At 67.4% G+C, this 13,333-nt stretch carries 17 protein-coding genes; 6 read left to right on the top strand and 11 right to left on the bottom strand.

All coding sequences use genetic code 11. From position 1 onward, the window contains the following. The coding region (locus tag B447_RS20720; protein WP_002945673.1) for a circularly permuted type 2 ATP-grasp protein at window positions 1-1,757 on the bottom strand (1,757 nt) is incomplete at its 3' end. A gap of 8 nt (window positions 1,758-1,765) precedes the next feature. After that, a complete protein-coding gene (locus tag B447_RS20715; protein ID WP_002945672.1) occupies window positions 1,766-5,278 on the bottom strand; it encodes a transglutaminase family protein in 3,513 nt (1,170 codons plus the stop codon). A gap of 310 nt (window positions 5,279-5,588) precedes the next feature. Here B447_RS20715 and B447_RS20710 point away from each other — a divergent pair, with 310 nt between their 5' ends. The 3 genes from B447_RS20710 to B447_RS20700 are packed head-to-tail and all read left to right on the top strand — an operon-like array spanning window position 5,589 to window position 7,715. Continuing rightward, entirely contained in the window at window positions 5,589-6,689 is a 1,101-nt protein-coding gene (locus B447_RS20710) for a VanZ family protein (RefSeq protein ID WP_002931865.1), read from the top strand. Between the two features lie 49 nt (window positions 6,690-6,738). After that, the gene (locus B447_RS20705) at window positions 6,739-7,062 is read left to right on the top strand and encodes a (2Fe-2S) ferredoxin domain-containing protein (RefSeq protein ID WP_002931861.1); all 324 of its coding nucleotides are present in this window, start codon (window positions 6,739-6,741) and stop codon (window positions 7,060-7,062) included. Then, window positions 7,059-7,715 carry an alpha/beta hydrolase gene (locus B447_RS20700; RefSeq protein WP_002945671.1) on the top strand — a complete coding sequence of 219 codons (657 nt, stop codon included), beginning with the start codon at window positions 7,059-7,061 and terminating at the stop codon, window positions 7,713-7,715. The genes B447_RS20705 and B447_RS20700 overlap by 4 nt, the downstream gene beginning before the upstream one ends. 96 nt (window positions 7,716-7,811) lie before the next feature. Here B447_RS20700 and B447_RS20695 read toward each other — a convergent pair whose 3' ends face one another. Further along, window positions 7,812-8,345, bottom strand: a complete 534-nt coding sequence (locus tag B447_RS20695; RefSeq protein WP_232431690.1) for a nucleotidyltransferase domain-containing protein — start codon at window positions 8,343-8,345, stop codon at window positions 7,812-7,814. A 254-nt stretch (window positions 8,346-8,599) separates the two neighbouring features. Here B447_RS20695 and B447_RS20690 point away from each other — a divergent pair, with 254 nt between their 5' ends. Continuing rightward, window positions 8,600-9,211, top strand: a complete 612-nt coding sequence (locus B447_RS20690) for a glutathione S-transferase (RefSeq protein WP_002931858.1) — start codon at window positions 8,600-8,602, stop codon at window positions 9,209-9,211. A 10-nt stretch (window positions 9,212-9,221) separates the two neighbouring features. Beyond that, entirely contained in the window at window positions 9,222-9,497 is a 276-nt protein-coding gene (locus B447_RS20685; RefSeq protein ID WP_002945669.1) for a PIN domain-containing protein, read from the top strand. A gap of 33 nt (window positions 9,498-9,530) precedes the next feature. On the opposite strand, the gene B447_RS20680 is transcribed toward B447_RS20685, so the two are convergent. The 4 genes from B447_RS20680 to B447_RS20665 form a co-directional block, all read right to left on the bottom strand. After that, complete coding sequence (locus B447_RS20680) at window positions 9,531-9,959, bottom strand: putative toxin-antitoxin system toxin component, PIN family (protein ID WP_002945668.1); 429 nt, start codon at window positions 9,957-9,959, stop codon at window positions 9,531-9,533. Then, complete coding sequence (locus tag B447_RS20675) at window positions 9,956-10,180, bottom strand: AbrB/MazE/SpoVT family DNA-binding domain-containing protein (RefSeq protein ID WP_002945667.1); 225 nt, start codon at window positions 10,178-10,180, stop codon at window positions 9,956-9,958. The genes B447_RS20680 and B447_RS20675 overlap by 4 nt, the downstream gene beginning before the upstream one ends. Before the next feature lie 133 nt (window positions 10,181-10,313). Further along, on the bottom strand, window positions 10,314-10,715 hold the full coding sequence (locus B447_RS20670; protein WP_002945666.1) for a PIN domain-containing protein: 402 nt from the start codon (window positions 10,713-10,715) through the stop codon (window positions 10,314-10,316). A gap of 6 nt (window positions 10,716-10,721) precedes the next feature. Then, window positions 10,722-10,952: a type II toxin-antitoxin system Phd/YefM family antitoxin gene (locus B447_RS20665; protein WP_002945661.1), complete on the bottom strand. Its 231-nt coding sequence runs from the start codon at window positions 10,950-10,952 to the stop codon at window positions 10,722-10,724. Window positions 10,953-11,018: 66 nt separating this feature from the next. Here B447_RS20665 and B447_RS20660 point away from each other — a divergent pair, with 66 nt between their 5' ends. After that, window positions 11,019-11,351 (top strand): type II toxin-antitoxin system VapC family toxin, encoded by a 333-nt coding sequence (locus tag B447_RS20660; protein WP_002945665.1) that lies wholly within the window; start codon window positions 11,019-11,021, stop codon window positions 11,349-11,351. A 43-nt stretch (window positions 11,352-11,394) separates the two neighbouring features. Here the strand turns inward: B447_RS20660 and B447_RS20655 are convergent, their stop codons facing one another. The 4 genes from B447_RS20655 to B447_RS20640 all read right to left on the bottom strand — a co-directional run bounded on the left by B447_RS20655 (window position 11,395) and on the right by B447_RS20640 (window position 12,984). Beyond that, window positions 11,395-11,901 (bottom strand): GNAT family N-acetyltransferase, encoded by a 507-nt coding sequence (locus tag B447_RS20655; protein WP_002945664.1) that lies wholly within the window; start codon window positions 11,899-11,901, stop codon window positions 11,395-11,397. Further along, the gene (locus B447_RS20650; protein ID WP_002945663.1) at window positions 11,898-12,176 is read right to left on the bottom strand and encodes a type II toxin-antitoxin system TacA family antitoxin; all 279 of its coding nucleotides are present in this window, start codon (window positions 12,174-12,176) and stop codon (window positions 11,898-11,900) included. The genes B447_RS20655 and B447_RS20650 overlap by 4 nt, the downstream gene beginning before the upstream one ends. Window positions 12,177-12,345: 169 nt before the next feature. Beyond that, entirely contained in the window at window positions 12,346-12,747 is a 402-nt protein-coding gene (locus tag B447_RS20645) for a PIN domain-containing protein (protein WP_002945662.1), read from the bottom strand. A 6-nt stretch (window positions 12,748-12,753) separates the two neighbouring features. Beyond that, window positions 12,754-12,984 carry a type II toxin-antitoxin system Phd/YefM family antitoxin gene (locus B447_RS20640; RefSeq protein ID WP_002945661.1) on the bottom strand — a complete coding sequence of 77 codons (231 nt, stop codon included), beginning with the start codon at window positions 12,982-12,984 and terminating at the stop codon, window positions 12,754-12,756. Window positions 12,985-13,333: the final 349 nt, after the last annotated feature.

Here is a 13,333-nt window from a genome sequence, read left to right as displayed (position 1 = left end):
ACAGGCGCCGCAGCCGCGCCGCCCGCGAGTCCGCCCAGGCGGGCCAGGGTCTCGCGGCCGAGGCGCGCAGCGGCATCGGCCCGCTCGCTGTAGCGCCCGAGCCAGAAGAAGTTCTCCGCCACCCGGCTCGACAGCCCCAGCCTGCGCAGCCCGCCCGGAGGGGGCGCAAGCTGGCCGGGCACGATGTGCTGCGGTGGCCGCTCCACCGCGGTCGGGCTCAGCACCCAGGCGTCCTTGCTGCTGCCGCCCTGCTGCATGGACACGATACGCATGTCGGAGCCCGAAGCCACGCGCGTCAGCCCGCCGGGCAGCACCCGGAAGCCGTCGGCCCCGGCCGCCACGAAGACGCGCAAGGCCACGTTGCGGGCCACCATGCTGCAGCCCGGGAAGTCCGCCGAACGCCGTCCGTCGGCGCTGCGCTCGCCGGGCGCCTCGCCATCGACCGCAAGCACCGGGGCCTGCGAGATGTTCACCATCTCTTGGGCGACGAAGTCGAAAGGTCGGGCGGCAATGCGGGCGGCCAGCGCCGCCAGCTCGGCTTCCGGCAAGTCGCGGCAGAACACCGGTCCCGCGCCCAGCTTCGGGTAGGCCGGCTTCACCACCAGCTCACGCAGATGTTGCAGGGCGTAGTCGCGTGCCGCGGGCTCGCCGCACCACCAGGTCGCCACCGAAGGCATGCGCAGCTTCTGTCCCAGCACCGCCTCGCACAGGTGCGGCAGATAGCCGAGCAGGGCGCCGGTTTCGAGGATGCCGCTGCCGAGCGCATTGGCCACCGTCACCTTGCCCGCACGCACCGCGGCCACCAGCCCGGCAACCCCCAGTGCCGAATCCTCGCGCAGCTCGAGCGGATCGCACCAGATGTCGTCCACCCGGCGCAGGATCACGTGCACCCGCTGCAGGCCGTCGAGCGTGCGCAGGAAGACGGCCTCATCGCGCACGGTCAGGTCCTGGCCCTCGACGAGCGGGAAACCCATCTCGCGCGCCAGGAAGGCGTGCTCGAAGTAGGTCTCGTTGTAGGGGCCGGGCGTCAACACGACGATGAGGGGATCCTCGTCATCTCCCAGAGCGCCAGCCGGCGCCAGCGCCGCCAGGTTGTCGCGGAAGCGCTCGAAGAAGGGCACCAGCGGCTGCACCCCGGTCGCGCGGTAGAGCTCGGGCAGGGCACGTGCCAGCACGCTGCGGTTCTCCAGCGCGTAGCCGGCCCCGGACGGCGCCTGGGTGCGGTCGGCCACCACCCACCAACGCCCGTCAGGCGAGCGCGCAAGGTCGGCGGCGTACAGGTGCAGGAACAGGTCGCCCGGCTGCTTCGCCCCCACCAGCGGACGCAGGAAGCCACTGTGGCCGTAGATCAGCGCCGGCGGGATCAGCCCTTCCTGCAGCAGGCGCTGCTCGCCGTAGAGGTCGGCGAGAATGTGGTTGAACAAGGTGGCACGCTGGATGACGGCAGCCTCGATCTGCGCCCACTCCGAGGCCGGCAGCATGAAGGGCAGCAGGTCCAGCTCCCACGGGCGCTGGAAGCCACGCGGATCGGCATAGACGTTGTAGGTGATGCCGTTCTCATGGACCTGACGGCGCAAGGCGGCACGGCGCGCCGACAGCTCCTCGGGCGGCATCGCCGCCACGCCGTGGAAGAAGTCGCGCCAATGCGGCCGCACCACCACCACGCTGCCGATGCGCTGGCACAACTCGTCGTAGCGGTCGGGCCGTGCCGTATAGCCGGCGAGCAGTTCGGGCGGGCGCTGTAGCTGGACCTGCATGGACGCGCTCAGCCGCCCCTGCGGCGCAGATCAAGGGTGAAGGGGAAGTCGGCGTTGCTCTGCGCAGGTACGGGCTCGATCGCCCCCGGGGTGTGCCCCGTGGTGGTGAAGCGCGCCAGCCGCCGGCCTTCGGCCTCGTAGGGGTTGACGGGGTAGGTCTCGTGGTTGCGCCCGCCCGGATGCGCGACGTGATAGACGCAGCCCCCCATCGAGCGCCGCATCCAGCCATCGACCAGGTCGAACACCAGCGGCGCATGCACGCCGATGGTCGGGTGCAGGCAGGACGGCGGCTGCCACGCCCGGTAGCGCACGCCGGCGACGAACTCGCCGACCACACCGGTGGGCTGCAGCGGCACGGCGCGGCCGTTGCAGGTGAGCACATGGCGATCGTCATTGAGGCCGGACACCTTCACCTGCACACGCTCCACCGAGGAATCGACATAGCGCACGGTACCACCGGGCGCGCCCTCCTCGCCCATCACATGCCAGGGCTCGAGCGCCATGCGCAACTCGACATGCACACCACGCGCGGCGAACTCCCCGTACTTGGGGAAGCGGAACTCTAAGTGCGGCGCGAACCAGTCGAACTCGATCGGGTAGCCGAACTCACGCAGCTCGGTGACGACGTCGCGGAAGTCCTCCGCCACCCAGTGCGGCAACAGGAAGCGGTCGTGCAGTTCGGTGCCCCAGCGCCGCAGCCGGCCGGGCGCATAGGGCTGCTGCCAGAAGCGTGCGATCAGCGCGCGCAGCAGCAACTGCTGGGCGAGGCTCATGCGCGCGTGCGGCGGCATCTCGAAGGCGCGCAATTCCAGCAGGCCGAGGCGGCCGGTGGCAGTGTCCGGGCTGTAGAGCTTGTCGATGCAGAACTCGGCGCGATGGGTGTTGCCGCTGGCATCGATCAGCAGGTTGCGCAGCAGACGGTCGATGAGCCAGGGCGGTACCGCCGCGCCGGGCGCGGGGAACTGCTGGAAGGCCACTTCCAGCTCGTGCACCGAGTCGTGGCGAGCCTCGTCCACCCGCGGCGCTTGCGAGGTGGGGCCGATGAACAAGCCGGAGAACAGGTAGGACAGGCTGGGGTGGTTGTGCCAGTAGCTCACCAGACTGCGCAGCAGGTCGGGCCGGCGCAGGAAAGGCGAATCGGCCGGCGTGGCGCCGCCGAGCACGAAGTGGTTGCCACCGCCGGTGCCGGTGTGGCGGCCGTCGAGCATGAACTTCTCGGTCGACAGGCGCGACTGGTGAGCCTCCTCGTAGAGCGTGGTGGTGCGCTCCACGAGCTCGTCCCAGCTCGCCGCAGGGTGGATGTTGACCTCGATCACGCCCGGGTCGGGGGTGATGCGGAAGTTCGCCAGGCGCGGGTCTGCGGGCGGCTCGTAGCCCTCGAGCACCACCGGCAGCTCGAACTCGGCCGCGGTGTCCTCGATGGCGGTGACGATCTCGAGATAGTCCTCCAGCGCCACCGTCGGCGGCATGAACAGGTAGAGCAGGCCGCCACGCGGTTCGGCACACAGTGCGCTGCGTGTGATCCAGGCGGCGGATTCGTGCGGGTTCGGGCGACGGGCGGGATCGATGCGTTCGTCACGCGTCGCCAGCTCGGCCTCGGCCGCGCCGGGCAGCGGCATGGCAGCCCCACCCTGCGCGCCCTCGGCCTCATGAAAGCCGGCATGCTCGACGCGGCCGGGCGTCCAGCCGCCACCGTGGGCAGTGAAGCCAAGGCCGCTGTCGGCGCCGATGGTGGCGCTGGCCGCACCGCCGAACGGGCGCAATTGCTGGCGCAGTTCGGCATGGGCGGGCAGCACCGGGAAGGCCTGGTTGGGGTCGGCGGCGTGAACCCACGGGTAGTCGCCCTTGGCCGCCCACGGCTGCGAATCCAACGGCAGGCGATAGCCGATCGGCGAGTCGCCGGGAACCAGGTACAGACGCTCGGCACGCAGGAACCACGGCCCGCTCTGCCAGCGCGGACTGCGACCCGCGATGCCATTGTGCTGGCGCACGATCGGCAGCACGTGGCCGATGACCTGCTTGAGCCCCTGGTCGAAGACCTTGGCCAAGCGCGCGCGCTCGAGCGGATCATCCACGCGCGCGTCGTGCGGATCGACATTGGCCGGCAGCCGGCGCTCGCGCCACAGGTAGTACCAGGCGTCCTCGAAGGCCGGCATCATCCATTGCGTATCCACGCCCAGGCGCTCGCCGACGCGGGCGAGGAAGCGCGCCGCCATGGCCTCGTCCACCGCGGTGCCGGAGAGTTCGCGCGCAAACAGCGCCGGGTTGCGCCAGATCGGTTCGCCGTCACGGCGCCAGTAGCAGTTCAGCGACCAGCGCGGCAGCTGCTCGCCGGGGTACCACTTGCCCTGGCCGAAATGCAGCAGGCCTTGCGGCGCATAGTGGTCCTTGAGGCGGAACATCAGGTTCTCGGCCAGGGTGCGCTTGCTCGGCTTGCTCGTGTCGCGCTGCTGCGGATCGAGCGCATCGCTGTTCCAGGCCGCGCCGTCGCGGTCGTCGAGCGACACGAAGGTGGGCTCGCCGCCCTGGGTGAGGCGAACGTCGTTGACGTTCAGGTCGCCGTCGATGCGCTGCCCCAGGACCTCGATTGCCGCCCACTGTTCGTCGGTGTAGGGCTTGGTGACGCGTGGCGCCTCCCACACGCGTTCGACCCGCATGTGGTGTTCGAACTCGCACTCGCACTCGTCGGTGAAGCCCGTGATCGGCGCAGCGGACGAGGGCTCTGGGGTGCACGCCACCGGGATGTGGCCCTCGCCGGCAAACAGCCCCGATGTCGGGTCGAGCCCGACCCAGCCCGCACCGGGCAGGTACACCTCGCACCAGGCGTGCAGATCGGTGAAATCGACCTCGGTGCCCGATGGACCGTCGAGCGATTTCACATCGGGCGTGAGCTGGATCAGGTAGCCGGACACGAAGCGCGCCGCCAGCCCGAGGTGGCGCAGCAACTGCACCAACAGCCAGGCCGAGTCGCGGCACGAGCCGCTGGCCAGGGTGAGCGTCTCCTCCGGCGTCTGCACGCCGGGCTCGAGGCGCACCAGGTAGCGGATGTCCTGCTGCAGGCGCTGGTTGAGGGCGACCAGGAAGTCGACGCTGGCCCGGGGCGTGCGCGGTATCGCGGCCAGATAGTCGTCGAACCTCGGGCCCAGCGCATCCGCCGGCGCATGCAGGCGGTAGGGCGCCAGCTCCACGCCAAGCCCCTCGTCGTAGGCGAATGGGATCTTTTCCGCTTCAGGCTCGAGAAAGAAGTCGAAGGGGTTGATGACCGACATCTCGGCCACCAGATCCACCTCGATGCGCAACTCGGTCGTCTTCTCGGGGAAGACCAGGCGGGCGAGATAGTTCGACTGCGGGTCCTGCTGCCAGTTGATGAAGTGCGTGCCCGGCTCGACCTTCAGCGAATAGGCATGGATGGGGGTGCGGGAGTGCGGCGCCGGGCGCAGGCGCACGAGTTGCGGCGACAGGGCCACGGGACGGTCGTAGCGGTAGTGGGTGACGTGGTTCAGTTTGACGTGGATGGACACGGAGCCCTCGCGGCGTGCAGGTGGTCGATACAAGCTCGACAGCAAGATTCGTGCAACCGACAAACCAACCGCAGCACAAGGCATCGCCAGCAGCAGGGGGCGGTTTTTCGCGGACTGGCGCACCACGCCCGCCCGCACGCGCACCAGGTTGGTGCCTGGCACCATCGCGCTGCGCCAACGGCGAGCCTTGCATCGTCCGAGCGCCCTGCGCCGATGCAGCAAGTCGTGTCATTGCCCGGCAACCCTCACCTACCCTGCCTTGTCCACCCTCCGTTGCCGTTACACTCGTGGGCTCGTCTGCCCTCTAACGATGCCCGCCAGCACATCATCATCCCTGCCGCGCGCCCTGGCGCTCGCCTACGCCCTGCTCGTCGCCTATGCCTGCCTGCATCCGCTGACCGGATGGCGCGACAGCGGGCTGCCGGCGTTCGACTGGTTGTGGGCGCCATGGCCGCGCTACTTCATCGTCGAGGACTTCCTGTTCAACATCCTCGGCTACCTGCCGCTCGGCTTCCTGTTCGCCGCCGCGCTGCCGCAAGGCTGGGGCATGGCGCGCAAGCTGGCGGTGGCAACGGTACTCGCAGGCCTGTTCAGCTTCGGCCTGGAAGCGGCGCAGAACTACCTGCCCACCCGCGTCGCCAGCAACCTCGACCTGGGCGGCAACATCGCGGGCGCACTGGTGGGCGCACTGCTTGGCGCACGCTGGGGCGGCGCCTTGTTCGGCCCGCAAGGCCGGCTGCAACGCTGGCGGGCGCAATACGTCATCGGCGGACGCAGCGGCGAGGCCGGGCTGGTGCTGCTGGGCCTGTGGCTGCTCGGCCAACTCACCGCCAACGACTTGCTGTTCTCCAGCGGAGACCTGCGCAGCCTGCTCGGCATCCCTGCCCCCCTGCCCTTCAGTCCGGAACGCTTCATCGCCTTCGACACCGCGCTCACCGCCAGCGCACTGCTCGCCGTGGGCCTGTTCGCGCGCTGCATGACACGCGGCGCCAACCCGGCCCCCGTACTGCTGGTGCTCGGCCTGGGCGTGCTCGCCAAGACGCTTGCCACGTGGACCTTCTTCGAACCCGCCGCGCCGCTGGCCTGGCTCACCCCCGGCGCCGAACGCGGCATGATGATCGGCGCTGCCCTGCTGCTGCCCTGCCTGCTGCTGCCGCGCTATGCACAGCACGCGCTGGCCGGCGCCGGCCTGTTGCTGGCCACGGCGCTGGTCAACCTGATCCCGGAGAACCCTTACCTGCCCTACAACCAGCAGCTCACCAGCTACAGCAACTTCCTCAACTTCCACGGCCTCACCCAGCTGGTCGACAGCCTGTGGCCCTACCTGGCACTGGCCTATCTGTCCGCGCTCGGGCTGTGGCGCGGCGAACGCCTCGCCAGCCCGGCACACCCGCGCCGGCGCCACCTATAATGGCCGCCAGCGCAGCGCCCCCGCCGCTGCCCCGCCCAAGAGAGATGGCATGAGCTACTTCAAACACCACGTTTTCTTCTGCTGCAACCAGCGTCCGGCAGGTGAGTCCTGTTGCAACGACCATCGCGCCAGCGAGTTGCAGACCTACGCCAAGGAACGCACCGCAGCGCTCGGCCTCAAGGGCCAGGGCAGCGTGCGCGTCAACAAGGCGGGTTGCCTGGGACGCTGCGACGACGGCCCGGTGATCGTCGTGTACCCGGACAACGTCTGGTACACCTACGTCGACAAGGAAGACATCGACGAGATCATCGACAGCCACCTGCGCGAAGGCCGCATCGTCGACCGCCTGCGCCTGCCCGAGGGCGCGGCATGAGCCGGCCGCTGCCCACCGAGCCCGCCCTGCTGCGCGGCCCCGCCGGCCACATCGAAGCACTCATCGACGCCCCCGAGGCGGTCAAGGGCATCGCCCTGGTATGCCACCCGCACCCGCTCTTCGGCGGCGCCAACACCAACAAGGTGGCGCACACCCTGGCGCGGGCCTACCGCGACCTCGGCTACGCCGTGATCCGTCCCAACTTCCGCGGTGTGGGCAAGAGCGAGGGCACGCACGACCATGGCGAGGGCGAGACCGAGGACATGCTGGCGGTGATCAGCTGGGCCGAATCGCGCTGGGGGGCGAAGCCGCTGGCGCTGGGCGGCTTCTCTTTTGGCGGCTACGTGCAGGTACGCGTCGCCAACCGCCTGGCCGACGGCATCGCACCGCCGCGCCAGCTCGTCCTCGTCGGCATGGCCGCGGGCGACACCACCGGCAGCGGACGCAGCTACGACACCCCCGCGCTGCCGAAGAACATCCCCGCCCTGGTCATCCACGGCGAGCACGACGAAACCGTGGCGCTGGCCAACGTGCTCGACTGGGCGCGACCGCAGGAGCAGCCCATCGTGGTCGTCCCGGGCGCGGACCACTTCTTCCACGGAAAGCTGCACCTCATCCGCGAGCTGATCGCACGCAACGTCGATCCCGCCTGAGCGGCGCACCCAGGTGCGGGGTAAGGGAGCGGCGGGAGACCTGAGCGAATGCAAGGCTTCGGGGTTTCCCTGCGCCCCCAAGCCTCGAGCGCGGCCTCAGAGGGCATCGGCATCTCCGATCAGCATGATTCTGGGCTTGTTCAACACATCCTGGAGGAAGGCATTGCGCTCCGACCTCTTCGCCTGCCATTCGCTTGCGCTCATCACCTTGGGGTTGATCTCGCGTCCGAGCGCAGCTTGCGCCTCATAGGTCGCATCCACGATCTCAGCGAAGCCGGCATCGCCAACCACCATGAGGTCGATGTCGCTCCCGGCACGCTCCGTACCGCTAGCCATGGAGCCGAAGATGAAAGCCGCATCGATCCGGTCGACGAGCGGAGCGAGGCTGAGCCGCAAGGCATCGGCCAGGCCAATGGTCTTTCTGATCAAGGCCTGCAACTCCGGGAACACCGGGTGCGCGGTGTTCGCACAAAACCGCACCTGGTTGCCCACACGCTCGGCACGCAGCAGCCCGGCGTCGCAAAGCGCATCCAGCTCCTTCTTGAGCGTTCCGGGTGCGGCCCCAATTACCCGGGCAAGTTCGCGTAAATGAATCTGCTGCTCGGGTCGCATGAGCAGCAGCCCCAACACCCTGCGCCGGTACTGGTTAGGGAAGAGCAGGTCGGAAAGGCCAGATTCTGTTTTCACAATGGAAACGGTCGTTGCCTGTTGAGAAACAATTGCATTGTACGGCAGGGGAACGCAGTTGGGAGAAAACGGGAAACGGGGTCAGCCCTCGATTACGCTGCCGCCGGGCGTTCGCCCACAAGCTCTCCGGTTTCCCTAATGTCGGCGGCCTGCGGCGTGGCGTATCGTGTTCTTCACCCCTAGGGAGACACGCCACCATGAAACTGCTCGCCTCGCTCACCAGCCCCTACGCCCGCAAGATCCGCATCATCCTCGCCGAAAAGGCATTGCCTTTCGAGCTGGTGGTGGATTCGCCCTGGGAGGTCAACACCCGCATCCCCACGCTCAACCCGCTGGGCAAGGTGCCGGTGCTGATCACCGCCACCGGAGAAACCTTCTTCGACTCCCCGGTCATCGCCGGCTACCTGGAAACCCTCGCCGCGCCGCCTGCCCTGCTGCCGGCCGACGCGCTCGACGCCGTGCGCGTGCGCCAGACCGAGGCCCTCGCCGACGGCGTGACCGATGCCGCGGTCGCCGCCTTGCTCGAATCGCGCCGCCCTGACGGCGAACGCAGCGCACGCGAGATCGAACGCCAGAAAGACAAGATCGACCGCGGCCTGGCCGAACTCGAGCGCCGCCTCGACGACCGCCACTGGTTCAACGGCAGCGCCATGCAACTCGGCGACATCGCCGTGGGTGTCGCCCTCGCCTACCTCGACCTACGCTTTCCCGACCTCGACTGGCGCAGCCGCCACCCCGGGCTGGTCCCCTTCGCCGACCGCCTGTTTGCGCGGCCCAGCTTCGCTAACACCCAGCCGCCGGCGGGGTGACGCGGGGATCATGGCGCGCAGAGGCGATGTCTCCACGGACTTCGATCGCGAAGGGCTCGAACGCTTCGACAACCTCCTCAGAGCGAGACGCGCTGTGGAAGCGGTCGATACCGCGGACTTCGACCGCGCCAGAGGCCGGATTGCCGACTGCCGCAGCAGACTACGTGCGCGCGATGCGCTGCATCTGGCCGTATGCATGCGCTTGAGCGCGACACTGTGCACAGCGGACGACACGCTGGCGCGGACGGCAGACAAGGTCGGCGTGACCGTGCAGCGGGCGGGGTGAGCAGATGAAAGACCTGATCCCGGGATCTCTCTCCTACCCCTGCCGATTCAACCACTCCGAAAACTCCGCCACCGTCAGGATCGGAATCGGGAAGTCCGCCTTGACCGCATGAAGGTCGCCGTCCCCGCTGACAAGCGCATCGGCCTCGGCAGCAACCGCCAGTGCCAGAAAGACCACATCGTCGGGGTCCCGAATATCCGGAAGCCCCTCAGGCGGCGTCTCGATGCCGACGGTCTCGACATAGGGCAAAAACTCAGCCAGCAGCGCCTCCTGCTCGTCACGCGACAGCTTGAACTTCGGATAGTTGAGCACACGCAACAGCTCGCCGACCGTATCGCGACTCGCCAGCGGAACACAGCGCCCACCCTGCCAGGCCTCGCGCAGCCAGGCGAAGCAGCCGCAGGAAAAGATCAATGCCGACACCAGGCAGTTCGTGTCGAGCACGACGCGCGGCCGCGTCATGCGTGTTTTCTCGCCCAGGCAATCGCATCCTCGACATCATCCTGCGTGATGCCGAGCGCCTCGAGCTTCGCCCGCACGGCATCGGCCTGCTGCAGCCGGACCGGCGTCAGCACGATCTTTCCATCCTGGACCGTGACGTCGTAGTAGTCGGCTTCGCCCACGCGCTGGACGATGGCCTTGGGCAAGGTGACCTGGTTCTTGCTCGTACGCTTGGCCAACATGACCGCCCCCGAAAAGTAATGAAGTAAGGAAATTGATATTAGCCTCTTCGCGGCGGGAAAGCACTGATGCACAACCCTGATCCCTCGCGCAGGTGCAGCGGGTGGGGTGAGCAAATGAAAGACCCCAGGCCCCCTATGAAGCCAACCAGTTCTCCACCACCAACCCCGGAACACGACCGAACTCCCTCACGTTGTCGGTCACCAACATGGCACCCAATGCAAGCGCCTGCGCGGCAATCCAGAGATCGTTGCCGCCTATCGGCGTGCCCTGGCGCTCGAGCGCGGCGCGAATGCATGCGTAGTGCCCACTCACCGTCGCATCGAGCGGTGGCACCGCAAGACCCGCCACGACCTCATGCAACCGCGCGCGGTTGCGCTCGACCTGCGCGCTCTTCTCCACGCCGGTTTCGAGTTCGCCGAGCACGATGGGCGAGACCACGATCGAAGAAGCCGGCACGGACTCGAGCCGCGTTCGCACCGCCGGGTGCGCCTTCAGCGCGGCGTTGAAGATATTGGTATCGAGAAGATAGTGCATGTCCGATCATTCCCAGCCCGCAACCGACTCTGGCGGCGCATCGGCCGGCTCGGCCAGATCCAGCCCGCCCTCCCGCCAGCAGCGTCGGAAGACGTCTGCCGCCGAGCGCGCCGCATCGGGCACCAATCGAGCCACCACCCGCCCTCGCCGAGTGATCGCCACTTCCTCACCACTCTCGACCGCTGCCAGCAGCGCTGAAAACTGACTCTTGGCTTCGACTACCGCTACAGTACGCATGGCGACTCTCCAGATGACCACATGGACAGATCATAGCAGTGCGTCCGCTTTCTCGGGGGTGGGCAAATGAAAGACCTGACTCAGGTGACACCACGCACCAAGTTCGCCAGCGCCGCGGGGATCATGGCGCGCCGGGGCGATGTGTCGACGGACCTCCATCGCAAGGGGCTCGAGCGCTTCGACAAGCTCGTCAGTGCGCGACTCGCTGTGGAAGCGGTCGACACCGCGGACTTCGACTGCGCCAGAGGCTGGATTGCCGACTACCGCAGCGGACTACGTGCGGGCGATGCGCTGCATCTGGCCGTATGCATGCGCCTGAGCGCGACACTGTGCACAGCGGACGCCACGCTGGCGCGGGGGGCAGACAAGGTCGGCGTGGCTGTGCAGCGGGTGGGGTGAGCAAATGAAAGACCTGACCCCAAGCCCCCACCCGAACCCCCACTCACTCCGCCAGCAAGGCTCTGAGGTCCTTGAGCATCAGGAACAGGTGGTAGGGGTCGGTGGGGCTTGGCTCGAACTCCCAGGACGCGTACCACTGCCGAGCGGCCTCGTCTTTAGCGTGAACCAGCACGCAACGAATGCCCGCGATTTCGGCAGCTTGGGCAGTGCGCAGCAGCGCATCCTTGAGCAGCGCCTTGCCCAGGCCAATCCCCTGGTGATCACGATCCACGGCGAGTCGCGCCAGAATCATTACCGGAACCGGATGCCGGGCCAGACCCTTCCTGACGCGTGCAGGGGCTTCCCCCGAGTCGACGCTGCCGACTGCGAGACTGTAGAAGCCCACCACCTTACTGCTCAGACAACAAACGTAAGTCTGCGCACTGTTCGCCTTCTGGCTGACGAGCGCATAGCGCTGCAGGAACTGGTTGAGCGCAGGCTGCCCGCAGTCGAACGCCTCTGTCGAATCCGCTGGCGAGAGTTTGCGGACCGGCTCATACCCTGCACTCAATCCAGAACCCCAGGTTCGCCCAGTAGTTTCTTCAGGCGCGGCTTGACTTGCACAGGACGGTCCAGCGCTTGCTGAAAGGCCTGCCATCGCTCGTCGTCCAGCGCGAATCGACGACGGTCCGCCAAGGCCTGGTCGGCCGCAATGACGCCAGCCTCCAGCAGAAACTCGCTGACGTTCTTGTGACAGGAACGTGCAGCTTCCTGCAAGAGTTGTTTGACGGCGCTGCTTGCGCGGACATCGATCCGTTCGGTTTTGGAGAGGCTTGGGGTGCTCACGGCAAGCTCCATGTTCTGAAACTGACCCCATCATAGCGTCCGGATGGTGTACTGACAAGCTAAGCTCAGGCCGCAGTTGTGTGAGTTGTGAGCAAATGAAAGACCTGACCCCAAGCCCCCCACGCGCAGGTGCAGCGGGTGGGGTGAGCAAATGAAAGACCCCAGGCCCCTATGAAGCCAACCAGTTCTGCACCACCAACCCCGGAACACGACCGAACTCCCTCACGTTGTCGGTCACCAACATGGCACCCAATGCAAGCGCCTGCGCGGCAATCCAGAGATCGTTGCCGCCTATCGGCGTGCCCTGGCGCTCGAGCGCGGCGCGAATGCATGCGTAGTGCCCACTCACCGTCGCATCGAGCGGTGGCACCGCAAGACCCGCCACGACCTCATGCAACCGCGCGCGGTTGCGCTCGACCTGCGCGCTCTTCTCCACGCCGGTTTCGAGTTCGCCGAGCACGATGGGCGAGACCACGATCGAAGAAGCCGGCACGGACTCGAGCCGCGTTCGCACCGCCGGGTGCGCCTTCAGCGCGGCGTTGAAGATATTGGTATCGAGAAGATAGTGCATGTCCGATCATTCCCAGCCCGCAACCGACTCTGGCGGCGCATCGGCCGGCTCGGCCAGATCCAGCCCGCCCTCCCGCCAGCAGCGTCGGAAGACGTCTGCCGCCGAGCGCGCCGCATCGGGCACCAATCGAGCCACCACCCGCCCTCGCCGAGTGATCGCCACTTCCTCACCACTCTCGACCGCTGCCAGCAGCGCTGAAAACTGACTCTTGGCTTCGACTACCGCTACAGTACGCATGGCGACTCTCCAGATGACCACATGGACAGATCATAGCAGTGCGTCCGCTTTCTCGGGGGTGGGCAAATGAAAGACCTGACCCCAAGCCCGCATGAGCCCGCATGCAAAGCCCGTGCAATGCAAAGCCCGCACGCGCCGAGCCGCACGCCCCTTTGTCACATGTTGACAGCCCGCCTCGGGGTGTTTGTCACATTCCGCCCTGTATTCGTGTCACATCGGCGGCAATGCGTCACGAAAACCGGGGTTTTCTGGGCTGGCACGGGGGTTGCTAAGTAACCGGTCACTGAGCGGCGTTCTTTGCCCGCCCGCGCCCACGCGGAACAATCCCTCCCACATTCATCAGGGAGGA

It is taken from the genome of Thauera sp. 27, from assembly GCF_000310125.2.
GTDB classification, from domain to species: domain Bacteria; phylum Pseudomonadota; class Gammaproteobacteria; order Burkholderiales; family Rhodocyclaceae; genus Thauera; species Thauera mechernichensis.
The sequence above is the reverse complement of the archived record's forward strand: the minus strand, read 5'-3'. Positions and strand labels throughout refer to the sequence as shown.

What these genes read in the sequence shown, in the direction of transcription:
- B447_RS20710 (WP_002931865.1), top strand. Translation starts at nt 5,589, where the DNA reads ATGCCCGCCAGCACATCATCATCCCTGCCGCGCGCCCTGGCGCTCGCC.
- B447_RS20705 (WP_002931861.1), top strand. Translation starts at nt 6,739, where the DNA reads ATGAGCTACTTCAAACACCACGTTTTCTTCTGCTGCAACCAGCGTCCG.
- B447_RS20700 (WP_002945671.1), top strand. Translation starts at nt 7,059, where the DNA reads ATGAGCCGGCCGCTGCCCACCGAGCCCGCCCTGCTGCGCGGCCCCGCC.
- B447_RS20690 (WP_002931858.1), top strand. Translation starts at nt 8,600, where the DNA reads ATGAAACTGCTCGCCTCGCTCACCAGCCCCTACGCCCGCAAGATCCGC.
- B447_RS20685 (WP_002945669.1), top strand. Translation starts at nt 9,222, where the DNA reads ATGGCGCGCAGAGGCGATGTCTCCACGGACTTCGATCGCGAAGGGCTC.
- B447_RS20680 (WP_002945668.1), bottom strand. Translation starts at nt 9,959, where the DNA reads ATGACGCGGCCGCGCGTCGTGCTCGACACGAACTGCCTGGTGTCGGCA.
- B447_RS20675 (WP_002945667.1), bottom strand. Translation starts at nt 10,180, where the DNA reads ATGTTGGCCAAGCGTACGAGCAAGAACCAGGTCACCTTGCCCAAGGCC.
- B447_RS20670 (WP_002945666.1), bottom strand. Translation starts at nt 10,715, where the DNA reads ATGCACTATCTTCTCGATACCAATATCTTCAACGCCGCGCTGAAGGCG.
- B447_RS20665 (WP_002945661.1), bottom strand. Translation starts at nt 10,952, where the DNA reads ATGCGTACTGTAGCGGTAGTCGAAGCCAAGAGTCAGTTTTCAGCGCTG.
- B447_RS20660 (WP_002945665.1), top strand. Translation starts at nt 11,019, where the DNA reads ATGAAAGACCTGACTCAGGTGACACCACGCACCAAGTTCGCCAGCGCC.
- B447_RS20645 (WP_002945662.1), bottom strand. Translation starts at nt 12,747, where the DNA reads ATGCACTATCTTCTCGATACCAATATCTTCAACGCCGCGCTGAAGGCG.
- B447_RS20640 (WP_002945661.1), bottom strand. Translation starts at nt 12,984, where the DNA reads ATGCGTACTGTAGCGGTAGTCGAAGCCAAGAGTCAGTTTTCAGCGCTG.